At 53.8% G+C, this 22,248-nt stretch carries 21 protein-coding genes; 9 read left to right on the top strand and 12 right to left on the bottom strand.

Features of this window, described 5'->3' with window-relative positions; genetic code table 11:
• Nucleotides 1-57: 57 nt before the first annotated feature.
• From MUU47_RS17155 to MUU47_RS17145, 3 genes are read left to right on the top strand one after another with little or no spacing between them, the layout of a single operon-like run.
• A complete protein-coding gene (locus MUU47_RS17155) occupies nucleotides 58-618 on the top strand; it encodes a type IV secretion protein Rhs (RefSeq protein WP_258989352.1) in 561 nt (186 codons plus the stop codon).
• A complete protein-coding gene (locus MUU47_RS17150) occupies nucleotides 615-962 on the top strand; it encodes a putative T6SS immunity periplasmic lipoprotein (RefSeq protein WP_258989351.1) in 348 nt (115 codons plus the stop codon). Before MUU47_RS17155 ends, MUU47_RS17150 begins: the two co-directional genes overlap by 4 nt.
• Nucleotides 962-1,462, top strand: coding sequence for an Hcp family type VI secretion system effector (locus MUU47_RS17145; RefSeq protein ID WP_258989350.1), 501 nt, complete (start codon nucleotides 962-964; stop codon nucleotides 1,460-1,462). The genes MUU47_RS17150 and MUU47_RS17145 overlap by 1 nt, the downstream gene beginning before the upstream one ends.
• 101 nt (nucleotides 1,463-1,563) lie before the next feature.
• Here MUU47_RS17145 and MUU47_RS17140 read toward each other — a convergent pair whose 3' ends face one another.
• From MUU47_RS17140 to MUU47_RS17125, 4 genes are all read right to left on the bottom strand, one after another.
• A complete protein-coding gene (locus MUU47_RS17140) occupies nucleotides 1,564-4,161 on the bottom strand; it encodes a bifunctional diguanylate cyclase/phosphodiesterase (RefSeq protein ID WP_258989349.1) in 2,598 nt (865 codons plus the stop codon).
• 27 nt (nucleotides 4,162-4,188) lie between these two features.
• A complete protein-coding gene (locus MUU47_RS17135; RefSeq protein WP_258989348.1) occupies nucleotides 4,189-6,621 on the bottom strand; it encodes a bifunctional diguanylate cyclase/phosphodiesterase in 2,433 nt (810 codons plus the stop codon).
• A gap of 113 nt (nucleotides 6,622-6,734) precedes the next feature.
• On the bottom strand, nucleotides 6,735-8,165 hold the full coding sequence (locus tag MUU47_RS17130; protein ID WP_258989347.1) for a GGDEF domain-containing protein: 1,431 nt from the start codon (nucleotides 8,163-8,165) through the stop codon (nucleotides 6,735-6,737).
• 217 nt (nucleotides 8,166-8,382) lie between these two features.
• On the bottom strand, nucleotides 8,383-9,297 hold the full coding sequence (locus MUU47_RS17125) for a LysR family transcriptional regulator (protein WP_258989346.1): 915 nt from the start codon (nucleotides 9,295-9,297) through the stop codon (nucleotides 8,383-8,385).
• Between the two features lie 222 nt (nucleotides 9,298-9,519).
• Between MUU47_RS17125 and MUU47_RS17120 the strand changes: the two genes are divergently transcribed.
• The 3 genes from MUU47_RS17120 (at nucleotide 9,520) to MUU47_RS17110 (ending at nucleotide 10,925) form a co-directional block, all read left to right on the top strand.
• Nucleotides 9,520-9,849, top strand: coding sequence for an RcnB family protein (locus MUU47_RS17120; protein ID WP_258989345.1), 330 nt, complete (start codon nucleotides 9,520-9,522; stop codon nucleotides 9,847-9,849).
• A 65-nt stretch (nucleotides 9,850-9,914) separates the two neighbouring features.
• A complete protein-coding gene (locus MUU47_RS17115) occupies nucleotides 9,915-10,340 on the top strand; it encodes a GNAT family N-acetyltransferase (protein WP_258989344.1) in 426 nt (141 codons plus the stop codon).
• A gap of 135 nt (nucleotides 10,341-10,475) precedes the next feature.
• Nucleotides 10,476-10,925, top strand: a complete 450-nt coding sequence (locus MUU47_RS17110; protein WP_258989343.1) for a hypothetical protein — start codon at nucleotides 10,476-10,478, stop codon at nucleotides 10,923-10,925.
• A 55-nt stretch (nucleotides 10,926-10,980) separates the two neighbouring features.
• Here MUU47_RS17110 and apbC read toward each other — a convergent pair whose 3' ends face one another.
• The gene (apbC, locus tag MUU47_RS17105; protein ID WP_258989342.1) at nucleotides 10,981-12,090 is read right to left on the bottom strand and encodes an iron-sulfur cluster carrier protein ApbC; all 1,110 of its coding nucleotides are present in this window, start codon (nucleotides 12,088-12,090) and stop codon (nucleotides 10,981-10,983) included.
• A gap of 163 nt (nucleotides 12,091-12,253) precedes the next feature.
• Between apbC and metG the strand changes: the two genes are divergently transcribed.
• Nucleotides 12,254-14,287 (top strand): methionine--tRNA ligase, encoded by a 2,034-nt coding sequence (gene metG / locus MUU47_RS17100; protein ID WP_258989341.1) that lies wholly within the window; start codon nucleotides 12,254-12,256, stop codon nucleotides 14,285-14,287.
• 43 nt (nucleotides 14,288-14,330) lie between these two features.
• Here metG and MUU47_RS17095 read toward each other — a convergent pair whose 3' ends face one another.
• Genes MUU47_RS17095 through MUU47_RS17085 form a run of 3 tightly spaced genes read right to left on the bottom strand, consistent with a single transcriptional unit; the run spans nucleotide 14,331 to nucleotide 17,256 of the window.
• Nucleotides 14,331-14,810 (bottom strand): YehS family protein, encoded by a 480-nt coding sequence (locus MUU47_RS17095; protein WP_258989340.1) that lies wholly within the window; start codon nucleotides 14,808-14,810, stop codon nucleotides 14,331-14,333.
• A 44-nt stretch (nucleotides 14,811-14,854) separates the two neighbouring features.
• A complete protein-coding gene (gene btsR / locus MUU47_RS17090; protein WP_110509474.1) occupies nucleotides 14,855-15,574 on the bottom strand; it encodes a two-component system response regulator BtsR in 720 nt (239 codons plus the stop codon).
• On the bottom strand, nucleotides 15,568-17,256 hold the full coding sequence (locus MUU47_RS17085) for a sensor histidine kinase (protein ID WP_258989339.1): 1,689 nt from the start codon (nucleotides 17,254-17,256) through the stop codon (nucleotides 15,568-15,570). The genes btsR and MUU47_RS17085 overlap by 7 nt, the downstream gene beginning before the upstream one ends.
• Nucleotides 17,257-17,467: 211 nt before the next feature.
• Here MUU47_RS17085 and mlrA point away from each other — a divergent pair, with 211 nt between their 5' ends.
• The gene (gene mlrA, locus MUU47_RS17080) at nucleotides 17,468-18,199 is read left to right on the top strand and encodes an HTH-type transcriptional regulator MlrA (RefSeq protein WP_258989338.1); all 732 of its coding nucleotides are present in this window, start codon (nucleotides 17,468-17,470) and stop codon (nucleotides 18,197-18,199) included.
• Nucleotides 18,200-18,258: 59 nt separating this feature from the next.
• Entirely contained in the window at nucleotides 18,259-18,372 is a 114-nt protein-coding gene (locus MUU47_RS17075) for a protein YohO (protein ID WP_159753519.1), read from the top strand.
• On the opposite strand, the gene MUU47_RS17070 is transcribed toward MUU47_RS17075, so the two are convergent.
• The 4 genes from MUU47_RS17070 to osmF are packed head-to-tail and all read right to left on the bottom strand — an operon-like array spanning nucleotide 18,347 to nucleotide 22,078.
• Nucleotides 18,347-19,084, bottom strand: a complete 738-nt coding sequence (locus tag MUU47_RS17070) for an ABC transporter permease (RefSeq protein WP_258989337.1) — start codon at nucleotides 19,082-19,084, stop codon at nucleotides 18,347-18,349. The two genes, MUU47_RS17075 and MUU47_RS17070, sit on opposite strands and share 26 nt — an antisense overlap.
• Entirely contained in the window at nucleotides 19,068-20,015 is a 948-nt protein-coding gene (locus MUU47_RS17065) for an ABC transporter ATP-binding protein (protein WP_258989336.1), read from the bottom strand. Before MUU47_RS17065 ends, MUU47_RS17070 begins: the two co-directional genes overlap by 17 nt.
• Nucleotides 20,008-21,165, bottom strand: coding sequence for an ABC transporter permease (locus tag MUU47_RS17060; RefSeq protein WP_258989335.1), 1,158 nt, complete (start codon nucleotides 21,163-21,165; stop codon nucleotides 20,008-20,010). Before MUU47_RS17060 ends, MUU47_RS17065 begins: the two co-directional genes overlap by 8 nt.
• Nucleotides 21,166-21,169: 4 nt before the next feature.
• The gene (gene osmF, locus MUU47_RS17055) at nucleotides 21,170-22,078 is read right to left on the bottom strand and encodes a glycine betaine ABC transporter substrate-binding protein OsmF (RefSeq protein ID WP_258989334.1); all 909 of its coding nucleotides are present in this window, start codon (nucleotides 22,076-22,078) and stop codon (nucleotides 21,170-21,172) included.
• Nucleotides 22,079-22,248: the final 170 nt, after the last annotated feature.

Here is a 22,248-nt window from a genome sequence, read left to right as displayed (position 1 = left end):
TTTTGATTAATCAGGAGTACGCTTCAAAAATAAACCACCATGGAGTCAGGGGTTTTTATGCCAGTTAATGAGTTTATCAAACCTACGTCGGGTACAATTATCATTCCCGGAGGCGTGAGGCTACTCACCCTTGGTGAAATAGCGTTGGCGAAGACGTTGTATGGCAACAGCATTGAATACTTTCGCGTGTGGGTACACAGGGAGAGCTATCTTCCCTTTAATCTACAACCCATAAATGTGGCGATGAGTCCTGACGGTGAGATGTGGTTTAGAGAGGAAACGTATTCACCCGACTTTTCATTAGAACCGAAACTAATAAAGAAACACAGATTCATGCATGAAATGATGCACGTGTGGCAAACCCAAAAAGGTATGTTTGTCAGAACCCGAGGGCTATTCTCTCGTATTGCCGATTACAGCTATAGCTTAAATAAAGCTGATTTACTCCACTATGGTTTAGAGCAGCAAGCATCAATCGTGAGTGATTATTGGTTATTGTTACATCACGGTTTCGCAGGGAACAGTGACTTATATGAATATCGTGATTTCAACCCAAATCAATCAGTTTACTCACTCATAGGAAAATATAAATCAGTGCTAAATGGATTTCCAGGATGAAAGCATTCATTGCTATCCCTTTTATATTACTATTAACTGGTTGTCCCGGTGGACCACCTGGTCCCCAAACGAGATCTACGTTTATTGAAGGTGATCACCTTTGCTTTAGCGTGGATAAAAAAGATGTTTTGAGTTACTACCGCATCGAATCAAGTGAAAATCTTGATGAAACCGTAGTTGAGTATAATGAAAATTTACATCAATCCTATCCTGATGACTGTATAAATTTCAAATGGCATTATGGCTATTCTTATACCCTTTCCTATGGTCTTAATGGCAATGATTATATTCATGAGTTTTTTATTGATAACAATGGTCAACTGACACATTTAGGAGGTCTGTAATGTCATTACCCGCTTATTTATTTCTTTATGACGAAAATGGAACATTGGTTCCTGGTCATTGTATTACTCCAGGCCGCGAAGGTGCGATAGAAATAATGAACAGCAGCTACGGTGTCAGGCAAAGCGTTGATAGCCACACTGGAAACATGACCGGGACCCGACAGCACAACCCTGTGATACTGCATAAACAATTGGATAACGTCAGTCCTTATCTGGCGATTGCGGTATGCGAATCAAAACGCTTACAAAAAGCGGTGATTAAATATTTTGAAATTGTAGAAGCGGGCCTGGAAGTTGAAACCTATACCATCACACTCGAAAGCGTAGTGGTTTCCTCTGTCGACTTCACACATGTTTATTATCCGGGAAGTTCTTCACCTAACATGCATGAAGTGGTAGGGCTCAGGTTCAGAGGGATTGAGTGGAATTACGTCAGAGGAAATATCAAATATGATGATGCGTGGATGAAGCCAGCCCCGCAGCCAAAAAATGATCGGTAAGGCGATAATATTAGCTTCAGGATCAATCACATTTAAGAGCCAGCGCGTGATGATGCTGACTCTTAAACGACGCCTTTCTTACCCCACTTTTCCCCAAGACATCAAACCGGCTCTTCTTCCCGCTCATCGCAAGGCTGGTAGTAAAACTCACCCGCTTCACAAAGGAAGTCAGAGAATTCTGCCGGACGGCGGAAGTAGTAACCCTGCGCTTTCTCGCAGCCCAGCGCTTTGAGCTTCAGCATCACGTCTTCATCTTCGATACCTTCGGCGATCAGCGGCACGTTAAAGCCGCTGGCCAGCATGATAAGCGAGCTGATGACCGACTGCGCTTTTTCATCGCCCATTACGCCTTGCACAAAGTTGCGGTCAATTTTAATACTGTCGAACGGCAGCGCGTGCAGGTACGAGAGGCTGCTGAAGCCGGAGCCAAAATCGTCCAGCGAGATTGAAATACCGTGACGGCGCAAATAGCTCAACATTTTGCCGATGCGCTGCATGTCCTGCATCAGCACGCTTTCGGTAATTTCAATGCAGATATTGCTGTTCGCGAGGCCATTCTGGCGAATCGAATCCATCAGATGCCAGGCAAAATCCTGCTGGAGCAACTGGATAGCCGACACGTTAATGTGCAACAGAAAATCCTGCGGCGCGCCGCGGGCGATCATTTCCGCCAGTTCGCGACAGGCTTCTTCAATCACCCATTTGCCGAGCGGGACAATCAGGCCACTCTCTTCCGCCAGCGGAATAAAGCGCGTCGGCGGGATGTCACCCAGCACCTCAGATTGCCAGCGAAGCAGGCACTCACCTTCACGGCAGTGGGCTTCGTTGTTCTGATCGATAATCGGCTGTAGCACCAGATGGAATTCATGCTGATGAATCGCATCGTTGAGATGCGCATGCAGCTTGATGTTGTACAGCTCATTTTCGTACATTTCCTGTGAGAACAGCTTAACCACGCCGTTACCGACTGCCTCTGCCTGCAGCAATGCCATGCCTGCACCACGGCGGATCGCCGAGAAATTCTCTTCGGTGATCGTATCGATAACCATTCCCACGTTGCCTGTATAGACGTATTTATTGTCGTTCGCGCGCTGCTCGCTATCTTCACCCATGAACATCGATTCCATCACGGCACGGTAGCGCAGGTAATCCTTGTGCTGATTCATTCCCGGGAATACGACCAGCAGTTTGTCGGTGGTGTCGCGAGCGATCAGAATATCGGTCGGCAGCAGATCGCGCAGACGGGAAATAAACTCATTGATAAAGATATCAGCGAACTCGGTACCCAGCGCATTCACGATGCTATACATGTTATTGATATGGATGAGTCCGACCATGTTGCGGCGCTTATAGAGCGAAGGCTGTTGGCGTAACCCTGTGCGGGTCCACAACTCGGTACCTTCATCCTCTTCAATCTTTTTACGCTGCAGTTCAAAGCTTTCAGCCAGCTTGTGCGACAGCGCCATAAAGGTCGTTTCCAGCGAGGCGATTTCCGGGAAGTGGCGTTTATGTTTGGAAGGCGTCCAGCGGTGCGTCACCAGCTCATCTGCTTTACGGGCAATCTCATTGAGCGGCCGCGTAGCGCGAGACAGCACAAAACCAACCGCCAGGAAGCCGAGACCACAGGCGATAAACAGCACCAACATAACCACCTGACCATAATTAAGCATGGTCTGGGTAATCGCCGTCGCCGGGCTCACAATGATCCCTTTCCAGTGCAGTCGGCTTTCCTGATCTTCGACATCAAAAGTGTCGACATAGAAATCCTTGCCGTTGACCTTTACCGACAGCATGCCAGGCTTGGTGCGTTTCGCCAGCGCGTTTCCGGCACTCACAATTTCCGGCACGCCGATTTTATCTAACGTTTGCAGCGCCAGTTCGTGGTTGTTCCCTTTGAGCATCGATTTGGCCAATGATGGCATCGACGAGGCTACCAGCTCATTTTTGTCGTTCACGATAAGCAGAATGCTTTCCGGGAACGGTTTGAAATGCTCAAGATTATTATTCAGCTCGGTAAAATGCAGTTCACTTGCCACCACGCCCATAAACGTACCGTTACGGTCAAAGCCCGGTGAACTCCAGGCAATACCCGCCGTTCCAGCGTCATCATAATCACGAAAAGCAGGCGTCCAGTGCGATCGGCGATCGGCTGCCGCTGCTTTGTACCAGATGCGCGAGTTATTTTCGTATGCGGGGATCACTTTTTCAACTGACGAATCGAGGCTGTAGTCACTGAGCAACGTGAGCTGATTGCCGGTTGAGACGTCTTTTATCCCAAGATAGTTCTGTTGCAGTCGGTCGTGCGAGATACCAATGAAATCATTGTTAGCACTGCCGAATTCCACCATGTCGAGATAGTCACGTTCGGAAAAAACATTGGTGACGTTGTTGATAAGCAGACCGCTGAGATCGCGCACCGTAAAGGTGTCAGCATCCATCTGGCTCAGGGCGTGAACGACAATCGCGTTCGACTGCTGCGGAACGTTGATGTAGTTATTAACCGCTCGCTCGATGGTCTGCTTTTTCGAACTGAGGATTTCCTCACTGATGGTGTCGAGGAAAGCGTACCCGGCGTAGTGCAGGAACGTATACATGGTGGCGAGCACCACGCAAAACGTCAGCAACAGCGTTAACAGAATGGTCTTTGTCAACGACAACGGATAGGTATTGACGGAGAACTTTTCCTTCAAGATTTGCATAGCGCGCCTCGGTTTCCGCTCAGCCCATTATTCAGGCTGCACAACAAACTGGCCATTTGCCGTGACAAAATCGGCAAACGGTTTTGGTCGTGAGTAATAGTATCCCTGTGCCAGATCGCACCCCATTTCGTGCAGCTTGGCGGCCATTTCGGCGGTTTCTACCCCTTCGGCAACCAGCGGCACTTCGAAGCTGCGCGACAGCATCAGCACCGAGGCAATGACCGCTTCACTTTTCTTGTCTTCCAGAACGTTTCTCACAAAACCACGGTCAATTTTCAGGCAATCGAATGGCAAAGAATGCAGGTAAGACAGGCTCGAATAACCGGAACCGAAATCATCAATAGCGACGGAAATGCCCAGGCGGCGCAGATACGCGAGGATCTCGACGATCCGGTGTGTGTCATGCAGCAGCACGCTTTCAGTAATCTCGATACAGATATTGTTGTTGTGCAGTTCATAACGATGAATGCACTCCAGCAGATGGCGTGAGAAATCAGCCTGTTGCAGCTGTACCGCCGAAATATTGATGTGCAGTTTGAAGTCAGACGGTGCGCCTCGGGCGATAAACGTCGCCAGCTCACGGCAGGCGGTGTCGATTATCCATTTACCCAGCGGCACTATCATGCCGGTGTGTTCGGCCAGCGCGATAAATTTATCCGGCGGCACGAAGCCAAGCACGTTGGACTGCCAGCGAATCAGGCACTCCCCTTCCTTACACTGCACCTGTTCCGCAAACGGCACGATTGGCTGCAGTACGAGGTGGAAACCTTCGGTTTGCAGATCGTCCCGCAGCGCCTGGTGCAGACGCAGGTTGTTGACCTCTTCTTCACGCATTTCCGGCGTATAGAGATTACACGCACCGTTACGCTGATTCTGAGTATGCTGCATGGCGAGGCTGACGTTACGCAGGCATTCGCTGAAGTTCTCTTTGGTCAGCGGCTCGATAATCATCCCCGCATGGCCGGTAAAGATGTGCGATTCCCCGGCAATTTCCGCCGACTGTTCGCGAAACACGGAGGTGATAACGCCGCGATACCACGCCACGTCTTTGCTTTCGTACGTCCCGGTAAAGGCGATGATGAAAGTGTCTTCACGATCGCGACAGCACAGCGCGCCTTCCGGCAGAATGCTGCGCAGGCGGTCAGCAAAGGACTGAATAAACTCTTTCGCCAGCGCGCTGCCGAGCGCATTTTTGACGGAATTGAAGTTACTGACCTTAATCATCGCCAGCAGATTGCGGTTGTCATACAGTGCAGGCGTGTGCATCAGACCGCCGAGCGTCAGCAAGCCAGTTTCCACGTCTTCCTCAAGGCTGGTACGGTGCGCACCCGCCGACGGCGTCAGCTCGGACACCCGTTCAAGCTCTTCGTTTAGCGTCGCCAGTTCCGGGAAAGTCCGCTTTTTGGTCTCTTTTTTCCACGGCTTGAGGCCAATCTCTTTGACCTTCTCGACGGTCTCTTTCAGCGAGCCGGTAAAGCGCAGGATAACCAGGCTAAGTACTGCCATCAGCAGCAGAATAACCATCGCACTGGCGAGCATAATCATCAAATGCTGCTGCCGGGTGGTCGCCAGTACCGCCTGATGCGGCGCAACCAGCACGGCGTGCCATTTGAGCAGATATTCGCTGTCGTGCACGTCAAAGGTCGCCGCAAGGAAGCGTTTCCCATTGACATGGAATGAAGTCAATTTCTCGCAGTTACAGTCTTCGGCCTCATTAGTCAGCGAAGACAGCAGTTTGTCAGACATCATCGCATTATCGGTGCTGGCTATGACGCGCTTGTTTTCATCGATAATAAGCAGGGCATACTCTTTACTCGGCAGTAGCTGCGCCAGAAAGCCGCTCATTTTGGCTGGCATCAGTCCGCTGGAAATCACGCCGGCAAACTGCCCTTCTTTGGTGTACACCGGCAGATGATAGGTGGCGATATGGCCTTTAACGCCGGGTTCGCTTATCCACCAAGGGTTACGCTGGTGCTGCGCGATGTGGAACCACGAGAAGCTGTTGACGTTGAAATTGTTGACGGATTTAACAATATTGCTTTGCTCGCTGATCCCGCTGTAGGTGACGAGCTGCGTCGGATCCTGCGGACTGCTGCGCTCGAGGTAAATACGCCCGGTGGTGCTGTCGCGTTTTACGGAGAAGTAATTCCCGTTGGCATCGGTCCAGGAGAAGTTTTGCATCGCCTGAATATCCGCAAAAGCCCGGGAACCTAAATAGACTAATTCAGGGCGTACCATGCCATCGTTGACGGCAGCCTGGCCTCCCTGGAGGAATTTCTGCATCAACAGGCTGAGCTGGCGCGGGCTGTCGAGAAAATCTCCCAGCTTGAGCTGAACCATTTCACTCTGCGTGTTTAGCAATTGCTCATTCATCATATTTCCCGCTTTACGGGACTGATAGTCGAGCAGACCGGTAGCGCACAGGATCATGACCAGCAGCGCAACCAGTAAAATTATCATCACACTTTTCAGCAAAGTGAATGGGTAGGCTTTCAGGGAAGACGTTTCCATAGCTTGGGTGATTGCGTTAGCTCTAGCGTTAAAAGAGGTAAAATTTACAATGTGTCATTTGCCTAAGAGGCAGAAGGCACCAGAAGTTTGTCCATGACCGCAGGTGCGGCAGAGGTACGGTTACGCCCTGCTTTTTTCGATTGATACAGGTATCGGTCGGCTTCAGAGAGCAGTTTGTCGAAGGCATCGACCAGCTGTCGCCGTGCGGCCTGGCCGTGGCTCAGCCCGATACTGACGGTCAGGGAAAGCGTTTCCCCTTCCCAATTCACTTCCATCTGTTCAATCTCGGCGCGAATTTCTTCTGCCAGAAGATAGCCGTTATCACCGCAGGCATCTGGCATCACGACGGCAAACTCTTCGCCGCCCATACGCGCCACAATGCCCTTATCACCCACCACGTCTTTGACCCGGCGAGCGAATTCGGTCAATACACTGTCGCCGCAGTCGTGCCCGTGCGTATCGTTAATGCTTTTGAAATGATCGATATCCAGCAGCAAAACGTTCAGTGCGGTATTGACCGTTTTCTCATCCTGCAAACGTAATTTTTCATACAGGCCAAAACGCGAATGCACGCGGGTCAGAAAGTCGTAATTGGCGCGGGCCGACAGCTGTTTCACCAGCATGTTGATGGCCTGTACGCTCACGGCCACCATCACCGGGCTGATAGCGACTGAGGCAATCCCCATGCGCGCAGAAACAATCTGTGTGATATGCCCGTTAATGCCGGAATACATCCAGTGAGAATCGACCATCAAGACTTCGGCGATACCGGTTAGCTGAGTCAGCAAACAGGTCACCGGCAGCGAATAACTGATCGCACACCAAATCAGCGCAGGCAGCGTAACGGCCAGGCTGCCAATGCCCCCGCTGTTCGCGGAAGCCGTAATAGATAAAATCAGCAGGCCAAGCGGCATCACCCGGCGGAGATCAAATTTTTGCGGCAGCAGATTGCCATTCCAGGTCAACAGAAAAGGTAAGACCAGCACGCTGGTAGAAAATTGCTCGCTAAACCAGACGGAATAAATATCGGGGAAAGTCTGGTGGGATGTCAGCCCAAAACCGTAGCTTCCGAGCAGCGAGGAAATTAACGCGCTCAGCAGGCAATAACTGTAAAGACGCAGGACGTTGAGTTTCAGCGGCTCTTCCGGCGTTTTCTTTTCATTTAAAATGGCTTTTGCCAGAATAACGACGAACAACATATTAGAAAGCGTAATCAGGACCGAGCCCGCATCATTATTTCCGCACGCAGCGTTACACAGCAGCAATACTAATAAGCAGATTAAATAGTTATAAGGCCGATTAAAAAAGGGGAACCGTAAAAACAGACCGACCAATACCGCATTAAGCGGCCAGAAAAGAGCCAAATGCCCAGTTTGCTGCAGAATGCTGCTGGCAAGAAAAAGGACTAGCGTCGTCACCGTCAGAACGATGGTGTTAAATAGCGTATTTTCTTCCTTCAGCATCGTCGAAGGATGAATCGTCAATTTATGCATGGGTCACTAGTTACTCTGGGATATCTGCCTGGTGCAGACAGGTTTGGCATACAGAGAATACGCATCCACGCGTAAGGCGACAAACATAAATCGGTTCAAAAATAAACATTAACAATTTTATTGGGGAAGGGTAATTATAATGTTAGATATTTTATTTATGACAATGCGCGATAATAAACAAAATGAACTCATTGCTTATTATCGCGACAATAAGCGATTAACGATCCGGCATATGTTGCATTATTGTGGCGCACTTTTCCGACACCGCGTCATACAATAAACGCACCGCCATCGAGAGCTGTTTTCGATGCGGGCAAATCATATTCAGTGGAACCTTATCCCCCTGATAATCTCGAAGAATAATGTTCAATCGCCCTTGAGCAATATCGTCGCTGACGTCGAGCCAGGATTTATTGGCAATCCCCTCGCCCGCGATAGCCAGCCGTCGAATGACTTCGGCGTCGTCGCTCATTACGCTGCTGTTGACCTCAATTTCCTGCATCTGCCCGTCGCGTAAAAAAGTCCAGCGATCGTAAACGCGCCCACGCAGAATATAGGTCAGCACGTCGTGCTGGCGTAATTCTTCCGGCGTTTTTGGCTCATCATTTCGCGCAATCCATTCCGGTGACGCCACCAGCACGCGGCGGTTTTCAGACGCTACCGGTAATGAAATAAAGGACGCGTCATCGTTATTGCCGTAGCGAAACGCGACATCCACAGGATCCTTGAACACGTCTGTCAGACTGTCGGAAAAGAGAATGCGCAGGCGCAGCGCGGGGTGGCGTTGACGAAAAGCCTGGAACACCGACAACAGGAGGTTGCGGCCAAGATCGGACGGCACGGCGATCTGCAACGTACCGCGAATTTCATCCTCCGGGGTCTGTATTTGCTGCAGTCCGGCATGGAGAGTATCGAGCATTTGGGTGGCGAATGGCAGCCAGGTTTCACCTTCCGGCGTCAGTCGCAGGCTACGGGTAGAACGCGCAAATAAGCGGATATTGAGGTGCGTTTCCAGGCGTTTAATCGCCGCGCTCACTTGGGCAGGTAGCAGCCGCGCCTCGCGCGCCGCTTCGCTAAAACTGCCCAACGCCGCCGCGCGAACAAACAATGTTAAGTCTTCCAGTCTGAGCATTTCTCTCTCCTGCTGATAACGTTGTGTATTGTAAGCACAAAAACCGGAATCGTCTCAAAATGCCTGGCGGCCGCGCCAGCGCCTGCCATACGCAGTATTCTTTCGAAGTTTGCTTACACTTTTTGCCCGTAAAAGGCTTGCCAGCAGGCGGTTTCATCGGGAATGATACGGGGTGGTAAATTTAAGTCCAGGCTGTCTAGTGAATGTATGTGTGGAGAAGGTATGCGTAAAACAAAAATGATGCTTCTGGGCGTACTGCTGGCGACAGCAGGTGCGGTATCAGCTGCACCGGCAACTGTGCCGACTTCTGGGATTCAGAAATACGAGTTAAAAGATTTTATTGCTGATTTCACCCATTTCAACATCGGTGATAGCGTGCCAGCAATGTACCGTTCGCAAGAGTACAATATCAAACAGTGGCAGTTGCGTAACCTGCCTGCCCCGGATGCGGGTAGCCACTGGACTTACATGGGCGGCAACTACGTCCTGATTGGTGACGCCGACGGCAAGATTATGAAAGTCTACGATGGTGAAATTTTCTATCATCGTTAATGCTGTAAGCTGTGAGCGTTAATCGTGACGCTCACAGTGTCTTCTGAATTAACCTGGAGAACGTGATGATCATTCGCCCAGGGCATCCTTCTGACCGTCCTTTCCTTCGCACCTTATACCTTCGCGCACGTAAAATCAGCTGGCCGTGGGCCGACAGCAGCGACTGGCAGCTGGAAGATTTTGATGCCGCCACGCTCGATGAAACCGTGTGGGTTGCTGAAATTGACGGCCATCGCGTCGGGTTTGCTTCCGTCTGGGATAGCGATAATTTTCTGCATAATCTATTTGTTGACCCGAACTGGCAGGGTCAGGGCGTGGGTGCCGCGCTGCTTGAGCGTGTGCAAACAACCTTTACCAGCACCGGCGCGCTGAAATGCCTGGTGCAGAATGAACAGGCGCTGACGTTTTATCATCATCACGGCTGGCATACCGAGGCCCGCGGCGCGTCACCTAATGGTGATTACTGGTTATTGCATTACCGTCTCCGCTGACGCTCCATCCGCATACATTTTTATCATTCAATTTTGAGAGCTTCCTTCAGGGATTAGTCCTTGTCAGCGTCTCTTCAGAGCTTACAATGCACTGTATATACAACCAGTCATTGTAACACTATGGAGAAGACCATCATGGAAGCGCCCGCCGTCTGGACCCACCCTCTGCTCTATGTTGACATAGAACCGCAAACTGACTTTGCCGAAGCCGCAGCCCACTGCGAGAAACTGGCTGCCGGTGCGCTGGATACGGAACACCTGCCAACGCAGCATGAGCTTTACCAGCGTTTGCACGAATGCCTGACCCAGTTACAACCGATGCTGCTTGAGCCGATTGATGAAAACCAGATGGCGCAGTTTACCGTCAGCACCTTGCCCCGCTCTCGTCCCACTATGGATACCGAAAGTGAACTGCTGTGCGAGTATTGTCTGGCGCTGAGCCACCTGTTGTCCGGCAACCCGCTGAGCATCAGCGTTGAAGAGACGTTGCAGGGCCTGCTGTATGAGCTGACCGCGTTTATGACCGATACCATGCTCGCCCCGCGCTGGTTATCAACGCCGCAGGGGTTGCGGCCTATCGCCTGAAATGGCAGAAAAAAAGCCACCGACGGTGGCTTTACTGTTCAGTACGAACGCGTGCTTACACGGCGCGGAAGGCAATCTCACCGGGGATGACTTCACCCTGCCAGTAAAGCTGTGCGGCCACGCGGCCTGCCAGCTGGCGATACAGGGTGGTGAATTCGCTGTCCGGACGCGCAACAACCGTTGGGGTGCCGCGATCGAGATCTTCACGCAGGCTGATATGCAGCGGCATCTGCCCCAACAGCTGAGTGTGATACTGCTGTGCCAGACGCTCTGCGCCACCGGTGCCAAAAATAGGCTCATGGTGACCGCAGTTGCTGCACACATGCATGCTCATGTTCTCGACGATACCGAGCACCGGCACTTCGACTTTCTCGAACATCACGATGCCTTTTTTGGCGTCGATCAGCGCAATGTCCTGCGGGGTAGTGACCACCAGCGCGCCGGTGACCGGAATGTTCTGCGCCAGCGTCAGCTGAATGTCACCGGTACCTGGCGGCATATCCAGCACCAGATAATCGAGATCCGGCCACATCGTTTCTTGTAGCATCTGCAACAGCGCTTTGCTGGCCATCGGGCCACGCCAGACCATGGCGTTGTCGTCGGTCACCAGGTAACCAATCGAGTTGGTGGCCAAATTGAATTTCATGATTGGCGCCATGTGGGTGCCATCAGGGGACGTCGGGCGTTCACCTTCTGCACCGAGCATCATCGGCACGGACGGGCCGTAAATATCGGCGTCAAGAATGCCGACTTTTGCGCCTTCAGCGGCCAGCGCCAGCGCCAGGTTTACCGCGGTAGAGGATTTACCCACGCCGCCTTTGCCAGAACTCACGGCAACGATGTTCTTCACGCCGTTAATGCCCGGCTGATTTTTAACGCGTTTCAGCGTGGAAATCGCGTGCGACAGCTTCCAGTCGACCGCTTTCGCACCGGTAATGCGCAGCAGGTCAGCGCTGCATTGCTCTTTCAGTTCTTCAAACGCGCTCTGCCAGGCGAACGGCATCTGGATTTCAACGTGAATGGTGTCATCGAGCCACGCCACATGGTGCAACGCTTTCAGGGCAGTAAGGTTGTGCTTCAGGGTTGGGTGCTGAAAATTGGCCAGCGTACCCGCGACCATCGCACGCAGACGCTCCGGGGATTTGGCCTGGGATTGTGAATTCATCCCGACTCCTTTTTCGTTATTCTGGAAGAACTAATTGTAACTGCGAGTGCGACGCGGAGGTAACAATTATTCTGTCAGGGATTAATGTCCCGCTCGCATAGCGGATTAATTAGGGTTTTGGTAATATCGGAACCCCTTACAAAAGCAGGAAGTAATGTTCACTATGACTCAAGTCGCGAAAAAAATTCTGGTAACGTGCGCACTGCCGTACGCCAACGGCTCCATCCACCTCGGTCATATGCTGGAGCATATCCAGGCTGATGTCTGGGTCCGTTACCAGCGAATGCGCGGCCACCAGGTCAATTTCATCTGCGCCGATGACGCCCACGGCACGCCAATCATGCTGAAAGCTCAGCAGCTTGGCATCTCCCCGGAGCAGATGATTGCCGAAATGAGTCAGGAACATCAGACCGATTTCGCCGGCTTTAACATCAGCTATGACAACTATCACTCAACGCACAGCGATGAGAACCGTGAACTGTCTGAGCTTATCTACGGCCGCCTGAAAGAGAACGGTTTCATCAAAAACCGCACCATCTCTCAGCTTTACGATCCGGAAAAAGGCATGTTCCTGCCGGACCGTTTCGTGAAAGGCACCTGCCCGAAATGTAAATCCCCGGATCAGTACGGCGATAACTGCGAAGTGTGCGGCGCGACCTACAGCCCAACCGAGCTTATCGAGCCGAAATCCGTGATATCCGGCGCTACGCCGGTGATGCGCGAGTCTGAGCACTTCTTCTTCGACCTGCCATCCTTCAGCGAAATGCTGCAGGCATGGACCCGCAGCGGTGCGCTGCAGGAGCAGGTCGCGAACAAAATGCAGGAGTGGTTCGAGCACGGTCTGCAACAGTGGGATATCTCCCGCGATGCGCCGTACTTTGGCTTTGAAATCCCTGGCGCGCCGGGAAAATACTTCTACGTCTGGCTGGACGCACCAATTGGCTACATGGGTTCCTTCAAGAATCTGTGCGACAAACGCGGCGATACCACCAGCTTCGACGAATACTGGAAAAAGGACTCCGACGCCGAGCTGTATCACTTCATCGGTAAAGACATCGTTTATTTCCACAGCCTGTTCTGGCCTGCGATGCTGGAAGGCAGCGGTTTCCGTAAACCGACCAACCTGTTTGTGCACGGCTACGTGACGGTGAACGGCGCGAAGATGTCCAAATCTCGCGGCACCTTCATCAAGGCCAGCACCTGGCTGAACCATTTCGATGCCGATAGCCTGCGCTATTACTACACCGCGAAGCTCTCTTCTCGCATCGACGATATCGACCTGAACCTGGAAGATTTCGTGCAGCGCGTGAACGCCGACATCGTGAATAAAGTCGTGAACCTGGCGTCCCGTAACGCGGGCTTCATCGCCAAGCGCTTTGACGGCGTGCTGGCGGCGGAACTGGCTGACCCTGCGCTGTACAAAACCTTTATCGACGCCGCACAGACCATTGGCGACGCATGGGAAAGCCGTGAATTCGGTAAAGCCGTTCGTGAAATCATGGCGCTGGCTGACCTTGCCAACCGCTATGTTGACGAACAGGCTCCGTGGGTGGTGGCGAAACAGGAAGGCCGTGATGCTGACCTGCAGTCCATCTGCTCCATGGGTATCAACCTGTTCCGTGTGCTGATGACCTACCTGAAGCCGGTTCTGCCGATGCTTTCAGAACGTACCGAAGCGTTCCTGAACACCGAACTGAGCTGGAACAGCATTCAGCAGCCGCTGCTTAGCCACAAGGTAAACACCTTCAAGGCGCTGTATAACCGTATCGACATGAAACAGGTTGAAGCTCTGGTTGACGCATCTAAAGAAGAAGTGAAAGCCCTGAGCGCGCCGGTTACTGGCCCGCTGGCGGATGACCCGATTCAGGAAACCATCACCTTTGATGATTTCGCCAAAGTCGACATGCGTATTGCGCTGATCGAAAACGCGGAGTTTGTTGACGGTTCCGACAAGCTGCTGCGCCTGACGCTGGATATCGGCGGTGAAAAACGCAACGTCTTCTCCGGCATCCGTTCTGCGTATCCTGACCCACAAGCGCTGATTGGTCGTCTGACGGTGATGGTGGCAAACCTTGCGCCGCGTAAAATGCGCTTCGGTATTTCCGAAGGGATGGTGATGGCCGCAGGCCCTGGCGGGAAAGATATTTTCCTGTTAAGCCCGGACTCCGGTGCGCAGCCTGGTCAGCAGGTTAAATAATGAAGAAGGCCGGATGATTATCCGGCCTTTTTTTATGCGTCGTTTAGGCTTTCTTTTCAGGCTTCGGATTAAAACGAGCCGTCAATCCTCGCAGGAAATAGCGCAAGAACTGATCGCCGCATTCGCGGTAATTTTTATGGTCAGGCGCGCGCATCATGGCGGTAATTTCCGGCATCGAAACACGGAACTGCTGCTCGGTCAGAATGGCCAGAATATCATCGGTTTTGAGTGAGAACGCGATACGCAGCTTTTTCAGCACCAGGTTATTGGTCATGCGGCGTTCTGTCACCAGCGCCGGGGCAGAATCATCTTTCCCGCGCTTGTCGTAGATAAGCCCGTTGAGCAACAGCGACAGCATAATGTCCGGGCAGCGCTGAAAACCGGCGTCGTCTTCTTTACGCACCCAGGCATCGATCATCTCTGGCGTGGCAACAGCTTCCGCCAGCGCCCACAGGCGAACCAGCCCGGCATTATTGGTTTTCAGAGTGTAGCGCAGGCTACGGATGATATCGTTACTGATCATAGCGTCTTAAACTTGTATTTGGACAAAGGAGAAGTGTACCAGTTTTACAGCCCTAACGCCTCTTTCAGACTCTTAAGATAGCGACGGCTCACTGGCACGGTTTGTCCGGCACGCAGCAATAACTCCGCCTGCCCGTTCTCTTCCAGGCGAATCTCTTTCAAGTGCGACATATTCACCAGATGCTGGCGATGGCAGCGCAGCAGTGGCGTACGGCTTTCCAGGGTGCGCAGCGTCAACTCGGTGTAACCTTCTTTGCCTGCGCCGTCGGTGACATACACGCCGCTCATACGGCTGCTGACGAACGCCACATCTTCCATCTGCAGCAGCCAAATCCGGCTATGCCCGGTGCAGGGAATGAATTTCAGCGCCTGCTGGCTTTCGCCGAATACCGAGATATCCTGCTGGCAGCGCTCCTGGCGCAATCGCCCGAGGGTTTTATCCAGCCGCTTCTCTTCGATGGGCTTGAGCAGATAATCAAAAGCGTGTTCTTCAAACGCCTTCACCGCGTATTCGTCAAAGGCGGTGAGAAACACCACCCACGGACGGTGCTCCGGGTCGAGCATGCCAATCATTTCCAAGCCGCTGATGCGCGGCATCTGAATATCGAGAAACACCACGTCGGGCCGCAAATGATGCACTGCGCCAATGCCTTCTACCGCGTTGTCGCATTCGCCCACGATTTCAATATCGGCCTGCTTCTCCAGCAAAATGCGCAGATTTTCCCGCGCCAGCGGCTCATCATCGACAATTAACACCTTCAGCATGCATTTTCCTCCACTGGCAGTCGCACGGTAATACGGGTAAAAATGTCCGGCTCGCAGGTGACGGTTATCCCGCATTCGTCGCCGAAGCGCGCGCGCAGTCGTTTATCCACCAGCGTCATCCCCAGGCCGCTCGCCTGGGCGTCAGGCTGATAAAGCCCGGCGTTATCTTCAATATCCAGCTGCAGCCAGCGCTGATGGAGGCTCGCCTGCACCGTGATTTCGCCGATCCCCAAATGCTGCGAGGTGCCGTGTTTAATCGCATTTTCCACAATGGGTTGCAGAGTAAACGCCGGTAGCTGGTGATGGGCCAGCGCGGGCGGCACGTTGAGATGCACCTGCAACCGAGCCTGGAAGCGCGCTTTCTCAATTTGCAGATACGCATTCACGTGCTCAATTTCATCGGCCAGAGTGACGATTTCTGACGGGCGCTTGAGATTTTTACGGAAGAAGGTCGACAGATACTGCACCAGCTGCCCGGCCTGTTCGCTGTCGCGGCGGATCACCGCTTTCAGGGTATTCAGGGCGTTAAACAGAAAATGTGGATTCACCTGGGCGTGCAGCAGCTTAATTTCTGACTGGGTCAGTAGCGCCTTCTGCCGCTCATATTGCCCGGCGAGGATCTGCGCCGACAACAGTTGGGCGATACCCTCGCCCAGTGTTCGGTTTATGGAACTGAACAGACGGTTTTTGGCTTCATACAGTTTAATGGTGCCAATAACCCGCTGATTTTCGCCGCGCAACGGGATAACCAGCGTCGAACCGAGCTTGCAATTGGGGTGAATCGAGCAGCGGTACGGCACTTCGTTGCCGTCGGCGTACACCACTTCCCCGCTGTTGATGGCTTTCTGGGTATAGCGCGAGGAAATCGGTTTGCCGGGCAGATGGTGATCGTCGCCGATCCCGGTGAACGCCAGCAATTTTTCACGATCGGTTATCGCCACCGCACCGATATCCAGCTCCTGAATCAGGACCTGCGCCACCCGCATGCTGTTTTCTTCGTTAAAACCCTGGCGCAAGATCCCTTCGGTCGAAGCCGCCACTTTCAACGCGGTGGTGGAAAACGCTGAGGTGTATTTTTCAAACATCGCTCGCTTGTCGAGTAGAATACGCATGAACAGCGCGGCGCCCACGGTATTGGTGACCATCATCGGCGCAGCAATGCTTTGCACCAGATGCAGCGCATCGCTGAACGGACGCGCGATCAGCAGGATTATCAGCATTTGCACCATTTCGGCGACAAAGGTCACCACGCCCGCGGTGAATGGATTAAAGACCTTATCGCTGCGCCCACGCCGCACCAGCACGCTGTGAACCAGCCCCCCCAGCAGGCCTTCCACAATGGTCGACACCATACAGCTCAGTGCAGTCATTCCGCCCATCGAATAGCGATGCAACCCGCCGGTCAGCCCGACCAGACCACCCACCACCGGGCCGCCGAGCAGGCCCCCCATCACCGCGCCGATGGCACGGGTGTTGGCTATCGAATCTTCGATATGCAGACCGAAATAGGTCCCAAGAATACAAAAAATGGAGAAAGTGACGTAGCACAGCAGCTTGTGAGGCAGACGGACGGTGACCTGCATTAACGGGATGAACAGACGTGTTTTACTCATCAGCCAGGCGATTACCAGAAAGACGCACATCTGCTGAAGCAGCAGCAACACCAGATTAAATTCGTACATACCCGCCGACCACATAAACGTTGAAAGCGCGTAACATACACGTTGTAACCAGCTGTTTCCTTGACTGCCCAGGCAAAACGCGAAATTCCTGCTGTCGATCACACTTTTCGCTGACCTGCCGCTGCTTTTCTGAACAAAAAACGATCAGATTTTCCTGGTTCGACGAACACCGTCTACAGTTATGATGGGGATGCGCGAGCTGAGGTGATACATGGCGCTTTACACGATAGGTGAAGTGGCTCTGCTTTGTGATATTAATCCGGTGACGCTGCGTGCCTGGCAGCGGCGTTACGGACTGTTAAAGCCCCAGCGAACCGAGGGTGGGCATCGGCTGTTCAACGAGGGTGACATCGACAGAATTCGCGAAATCAAACGCTGGATAGAAACGGGCGTGCAGGTCAGTAAAGTCAAAACGCTGCTTATTGAGGTCACCGCTGAACAGCAAAGCGGCTGGCGCGAACATCAGGAAACGTTGCTGCGCTTTTTGCAGAGCGGCAATCTCAACCGTCTGCGGCTGTGGATCAAAGAGCGTGGGCGCGATTATCCCGCTCAAACCCTGGTTTCCCATCTGTTCATTCCGCTCAGGCTTCGCCTGCAAAGCTCCCAACCAACGCTGCAAACGCTGTTAAGCGTGCTGGATGGGGTGCTTATCAATTACATTTCGGTGTGCATGGCCTCGGCGCGAAAACGTCAGGGACGCGATGCGCTGGTAGTCGGCTGGAACATTACCGACACCACCCGACTGTGGCTCGAAGGCTGGGTAGCCTGCGAACAGGGCTGGCGCGTGGACGTGCTGGCACACTCGCTACACCATCTGCGCCCTGAACTATTTGACGGCCAGACCCTGCTGGTGTGGTGCGGTGACACCTCCACCGTTGGGCAACAGGAACAGCTGCAGCAGTGGCACGATCAGGGGCTAAACGTGCTACGCCTGGGAAATTAAGGGTTCATTAACAAGCGTGCTTCATCATATAATCGGCGGGTTAACATAAGGAGCACATGATGAAACCTGCCAAACTGGCTATGATCACCCTCTTCGTTTTAATGGCTGTTGGCGGCATTGGCGGCGTAATGCTCGCGGGCTACTCCTTTATCGTCCGCGGTGGTGTCGGCTGAGTAACCTCGCCAGACGCTCAAACGCCCGATCAACCAGGATTGCCGCCAGCGCCACCAGCACCGCTCCCTGAATCACATACGCCGTATTAAATCCGCTCAGACCAATGATAATCGGCGTCCCGAGGGTGTTCGCCCCCACCGTTGAGGCAATGGTCGCGGTGCCGATATTCACAATGACCGAGATACGGATCCCGGCGATCATCACCGGAGCGGCCAGCGGCAGTTCCACCTTCAGTAGCCGCTGCCAGCCATTCATCCCCATCCCCTGCGCCACGCTCAATACGCTCGATGGCACCGACGCCAGCCCGGCCAGTGTGCCCTGCAAAACAGGCAAAACGCCGTACAGGATCAGCGCAATAATCGCCGGTTCGCGGCCAAAGCCCATCACCGGCACCGCAATCGCCAGCACCGCCACCGGCGGAAACGTCTGCCCCATTGCGGCAATGGTTTCCACCAGCGAGCGAAATTCACGGCCCGCCGGGCGCGTCACCGCTATCCCGGCCCCCACGCCAACGACCGTTGCCACCAGGCTCGAAATGCCCACCAGCGAGAAATGCGCCAGCGTCAGCGACCAGAAACTTTGCTGCTGATAGACCGGGCGCGGCAGCTCAGGGAACATCGCGCTGAACAGCGGCCCGCTGTAGGGCATCAGCGCCAGAAGCGCGATAAACAGCAGTAACAGCCAGACAAGCGGATCACGCACCACCTTCACGGGAGTCCTCCCCACGCAGCAGATCGGCAAAATGCAGCGATCCACATGCCGTACCGTCGTCGTTCACCACCGGCAACACTTCGCTGCGGCGCGCTACAAACAATGAGAGCGCCTCACGTAGCGACATCGACGCCCGCAGCGGTTCCCCGGCAATGTGTTCCCCGGCGCGCACATAGTCCACGACGCCCCGCAGCGACAGCAATCGCACACCCAGCTCGCTGCGTCCAAAAAATTCACGCACAAAATCGTTTTCCGGCGCGGTCAGCATCGACAGCGGCGTGCCCTGCTGGACCACTTCGCCATTATCCATCAACACCAGATGATCAGCCAGGCGCAGCGCTTCATCGATATCGTGCGTTACCAGCACGATGGTGCGCCCGAGCAACTGATGAATGCGCCGCATCTCCTGCTGTAACGCCCCGCGCGTCACCGGGTCGAGAGCGCCGAAGGGTTCATCCATCAGCAGCACTTCGGGATTGGCTGCCAGCGCGCGAGCTACGCCGACGCGCTGCTGCTGTCCACCGGAAAGCTGATGCGGCAGACGATCGCGCAAAGAGGCATCCAGCCCCAGTAGCGCCATCAGTTCGTCAATGCGCTCATTGATGCGTGCCCGCGTCCATTTTTGTAACTGCGGCACAGTGGCAATGTTTTGCGCCACCGTCCAGTGAGGAAACAGGCCAATCGACTGGATGGCGTATCCCATCCTACGGCGCAGCGCCAGCACCGGCTGCTGGCGAATATCTTCCCCGGCGAAGCGAATGGTGCCGCTGTCGTGCTCCTCCAGGCGATTAATCATCTTCAGGGTGGTGGATTTTCCGGAACCAGAAGTCCCGATAAGCACCGAAAATGCACCCTCTTTCAGGTTCAGATCGAGGTTTTTCACCGCCGCTTTGCCGTCGAAGATTTTGCTTACCTGCTGAAATTCAATCATGGGCTTCTCCTCCCAGTAAGGCTATCCACAGGCTGAACAGCGCATCCACAACCACCGCCATCGCAATCACTGGAATAACGCCAAGCAACACCAGGTCGAGCGCACTGCTCAACAAGCCCTGAAACACCAATGCACCAAAACCACCCGCGCCGATCAGCGCCGCGACTACCGCCATGCCGACCGTTTGCACGGTGACCACCCGCAGACTGCGCAGCAGCACCGGCAGCGCCAGCGGCAGCTGGACTTTCCAGAAGCGCTGGGCCTGGCTCATGCCCATTGCCGCCGCGCTTTCGAGCACGTCGGCGGCAACCTGCTGCATTCCGGCAACCACGCCGCGCACCAGCGGCAGCAGCGCGTAAAGCACCAGCGCAATCAGCGCAGGCGTCAGGCCAGTGCCGCCAATGCCCCAGGACGACAGCCAGGGAAAATGTTTCACCAGCCCGGCGAGCGGCGCAATCAGCAGGCCGAACAGGGCCACGGAAGGGATAGTCTGAATAATATTGAGGACGGTGAAGACGCGGGTTTGCCGCCCCTGATGACGCCAGCACCACAGCCCGAGCGGCACGCCGATAAGCAGGCCCGGCAGTAGCGTGCCGAACAGCAAAATCAGATGCTGCTGCAACGCGCTGTCGAACACGTCCTGACGGTTGAAATACTCTTTCATCAGCGACAGTGAATCGAGCTCACCGGACCACAGCAGCGCCACCGGGATAATCCAGATTTGGGCATTCAGCAGCCAGCGCCAAAGTGATTTCTGAGTAAGCCGTCGGATAGCATCGCTGCACATCAGCAGCGCCACCGCCAGCCAAAGCCACAGCCCACTGCCGGGCGAGGTGCGCGCCAGCGGGCTACCGCTTTGCGCCAGAGTCGTCGCCGCTTTGCCGCTGCTCCAGAGCAGCAGTATAAAGAGGAGCTGGGCCAGAATCAGCGTCAATACCAACGCGCCCCGGCCTCGCAGCAGGCTCAAGCCCGCCAGGAGCAGCGGCACGATAAGCAACAGCGCAGGCGGAAAAGTCCAGATTTGCCACAGCTGGCGGCTTTCGCCTGAGAGAAGTCGGTTGGCGGCATAATTCACGAAGGGTAACGCTGCGGCTGCCAGTGCAATCAGCACCAGCAGCAGCAGAACCCGGTTTTGACAGGATATTCGCACGTACTTACTTCACCAGTCCTTGTTGTTTCAGCCAGTCAGCGGCCACTTTCTTCGCATCCAGCCCTTCGACCGCAATACTGGCATTCAGTTTTTGCAGCGTCTTCGCGTCCAGTTTTTCAAACACTGGCTTCAGCCATTCCGGGATTTGCGGATATTCTTTCAGCACCGCCTCGCGTATCACCGGTGTCGGAGCATAAATTGGCTGAACGCCTTTCGGGTCGGTCAGCGTTTGCAGACCCAACGCCGCCACCGGGCCATCGGTACCGTAGGCCATCGCCGCGTTCACGCCGGAGGTTTGCTGCGCTGCCGCTTTGATGGTCACCGCAGTATCACCGCCCGCCAGCGACAGCAACTGACTCTGATCGAGTTTAAAATCGTACGCTTTTTCAAAGGCAGGCAGCGCGTCCGGACGCTCAATAAACTCTGCCGACGCCGCCAGTTTGAAGGTGCCGCCTTTTTTCAGGTACGCGCCCAAATCCTCCAGCGAGGTGAGTTTGTTCTTCTGCGCCAAATCCTGACGTACCGCGATGGTCCAGGTATTGTTCGCCGGAGACGGCGTCAGCCAGATAAGCTTGTTCTGCTCGGCGTCGAGTTTTTTCACTTTCTCGTAGCCCTGCTGCGCATTCTTCCACGCCGGATCATTATCATCCTTAAAGAAGAACGCGCCATTGCCGGTGTATTCCGGGTAGATATCCAGTTCCCCGGAGGTTATCGCCCCGCGCACCACTGGCGTCGTGCCCAACTGCACTTTGTTCACGGTTTTCACGCCGTGGTTGTCCAGCACCTGCAAAATAATGTTGCCCAGCAACGCCCCTTCGGTATCAATCTTCGAACCCACTTTGACCGGTTCTGCGGCCTGAGCGGTCGCCGCAAGCAACAGCGCCCCCGCAATACCCCACGTTTTTATGACCATTCTTATTCCTCATCTGTTGTGTATTTTCAGGGCGTTAGACTAAAAGATAGTCGAAAAACCGTATTTTCGAAATCTCAAAAGCGTATTTAGATAGATGGATTCACGCGAAGCGGTGGTGACGCGGAGACAAAAAACAGCCAAAAGAAAAGGCCGGTTTCCCGGCCTTTATG

Source organism: Scandinavium hiltneri (genome assembly GCF_024764835.1).
In the GTDB taxonomy this organism is placed as follows: domain Bacteria; phylum Pseudomonadota; class Gammaproteobacteria; order Enterobacterales; family Enterobacteriaceae; genus Scandinavium; species Scandinavium hiltneri.
Note: the sequence above shows the minus strand (reverse complement) of the source record. Positions and strands in the feature narration are given on the sequence as shown.

What these genes read in the sequence shown, in the direction of transcription:
- MUU47_RS17155 (WP_258989352.1), top strand. Translation starts at nt 58, where the DNA reads ATGCCAGTTAATGAGTTTATCAAACCTACGTCGGGTACAATTATCATT.
- MUU47_RS17150 (WP_258989351.1), top strand. Translation starts at nt 615, where the DNA reads ATGAAAGCATTCATTGCTATCCCTTTTATATTACTATTAACTGGTTGT.
- MUU47_RS17145 (WP_258989350.1), top strand. Translation starts at nt 962, where the DNA reads ATGTCATTACCCGCTTATTTATTTCTTTATGACGAAAATGGAACATTG.
- MUU47_RS17140 (WP_258989349.1), bottom strand. Translation starts at nt 4,161, where the DNA reads ATGCAAATCTTGAAGGAAAAGTTCTCCGTCAATACCTATCCGTTGTCG.
- MUU47_RS17135 (WP_258989348.1), bottom strand. Translation starts at nt 6,621, where the DNA reads ATGATAATTTTACTGGTTGCGCTGCTGGTCATGATCCTGTGCGCTACC.
- MUU47_RS17130 (WP_258989347.1), bottom strand. Translation starts at nt 8,165, where the DNA reads ATGCATAAATTGACGATTCATCCTTCGACGATGCTGAAGGAAGAAAAT.
- MUU47_RS17125 (WP_258989346.1), bottom strand. Translation starts at nt 9,297, where the DNA reads ATGCTCAGACTGGAAGACTTAACATTGTTTGTTCGCGCGGCGGCGTTG.
- MUU47_RS17120 (WP_258989345.1), top strand. Translation starts at nt 9,520, where the DNA reads ATGCGTAAAACAAAAATGATGCTTCTGGGCGTACTGCTGGCGACAGCA.
- MUU47_RS17115 (WP_258989344.1), top strand. Translation starts at nt 9,915, where the DNA reads ATGATCATTCGCCCAGGGCATCCTTCTGACCGTCCTTTCCTTCGCACC.
- MUU47_RS17110 (WP_258989343.1), top strand. Translation starts at nt 10,476, where the DNA reads ATGGAAGCGCCCGCCGTCTGGACCCACCCTCTGCTCTATGTTGACATA.
- apbC (WP_258989342.1), bottom strand. Translation starts at nt 12,090, where the DNA reads ATGAATTCACAATCCCAGGCCAAATCCCCGGAGCGTCTGCGTGCGATG.
- metG (WP_258989341.1), top strand. Translation starts at nt 12,254, where the DNA reads ATGACTCAAGTCGCGAAAAAAATTCTGGTAACGTGCGCACTGCCGTAC.
- MUU47_RS17095 (WP_258989340.1), bottom strand. Translation starts at nt 14,810, where the DNA reads ATGATCAGTAACGATATCATCCGTAGCCTGCGCTACACTCTGAAAACC.
- btsR (WP_110509474.1), bottom strand. Translation starts at nt 15,574, where the DNA reads ATGCTGAAGGTGTTAATTGTCGATGATGAGCCGCTGGCGCGGGAAAAT.
- MUU47_RS17085 (WP_258989339.1), bottom strand. Translation starts at nt 17,256, where the DNA reads ATGTACGAATTTAATCTGGTGTTGCTGCTGCTTCAGCAGATGTGCGTC.
- mlrA (WP_258989338.1), top strand. Translation starts at nt 17,468, where the DNA reads ATGGCGCTTTACACGATAGGTGAAGTGGCTCTGCTTTGTGATATTAAT.
- MUU47_RS17075 (WP_159753519.1), top strand. Translation starts at nt 18,259, where the DNA reads ATGAAACCTGCCAAACTGGCTATGATCACCCTCTTCGTTTTAATGGCT.
- MUU47_RS17065 (WP_258989336.1), bottom strand. Translation starts at nt 20,015, where the DNA reads ATGATTGAATTTCAGCAGGTAAGCAAAATCTTCGACGGCAAAGCGGCG.
- osmF (WP_258989334.1), bottom strand. Translation starts at nt 22,078, where the DNA reads ATGGTCATAAAAACGTGGGGTATTGCGGGGGCGCTGTTGCTTGCGGCG.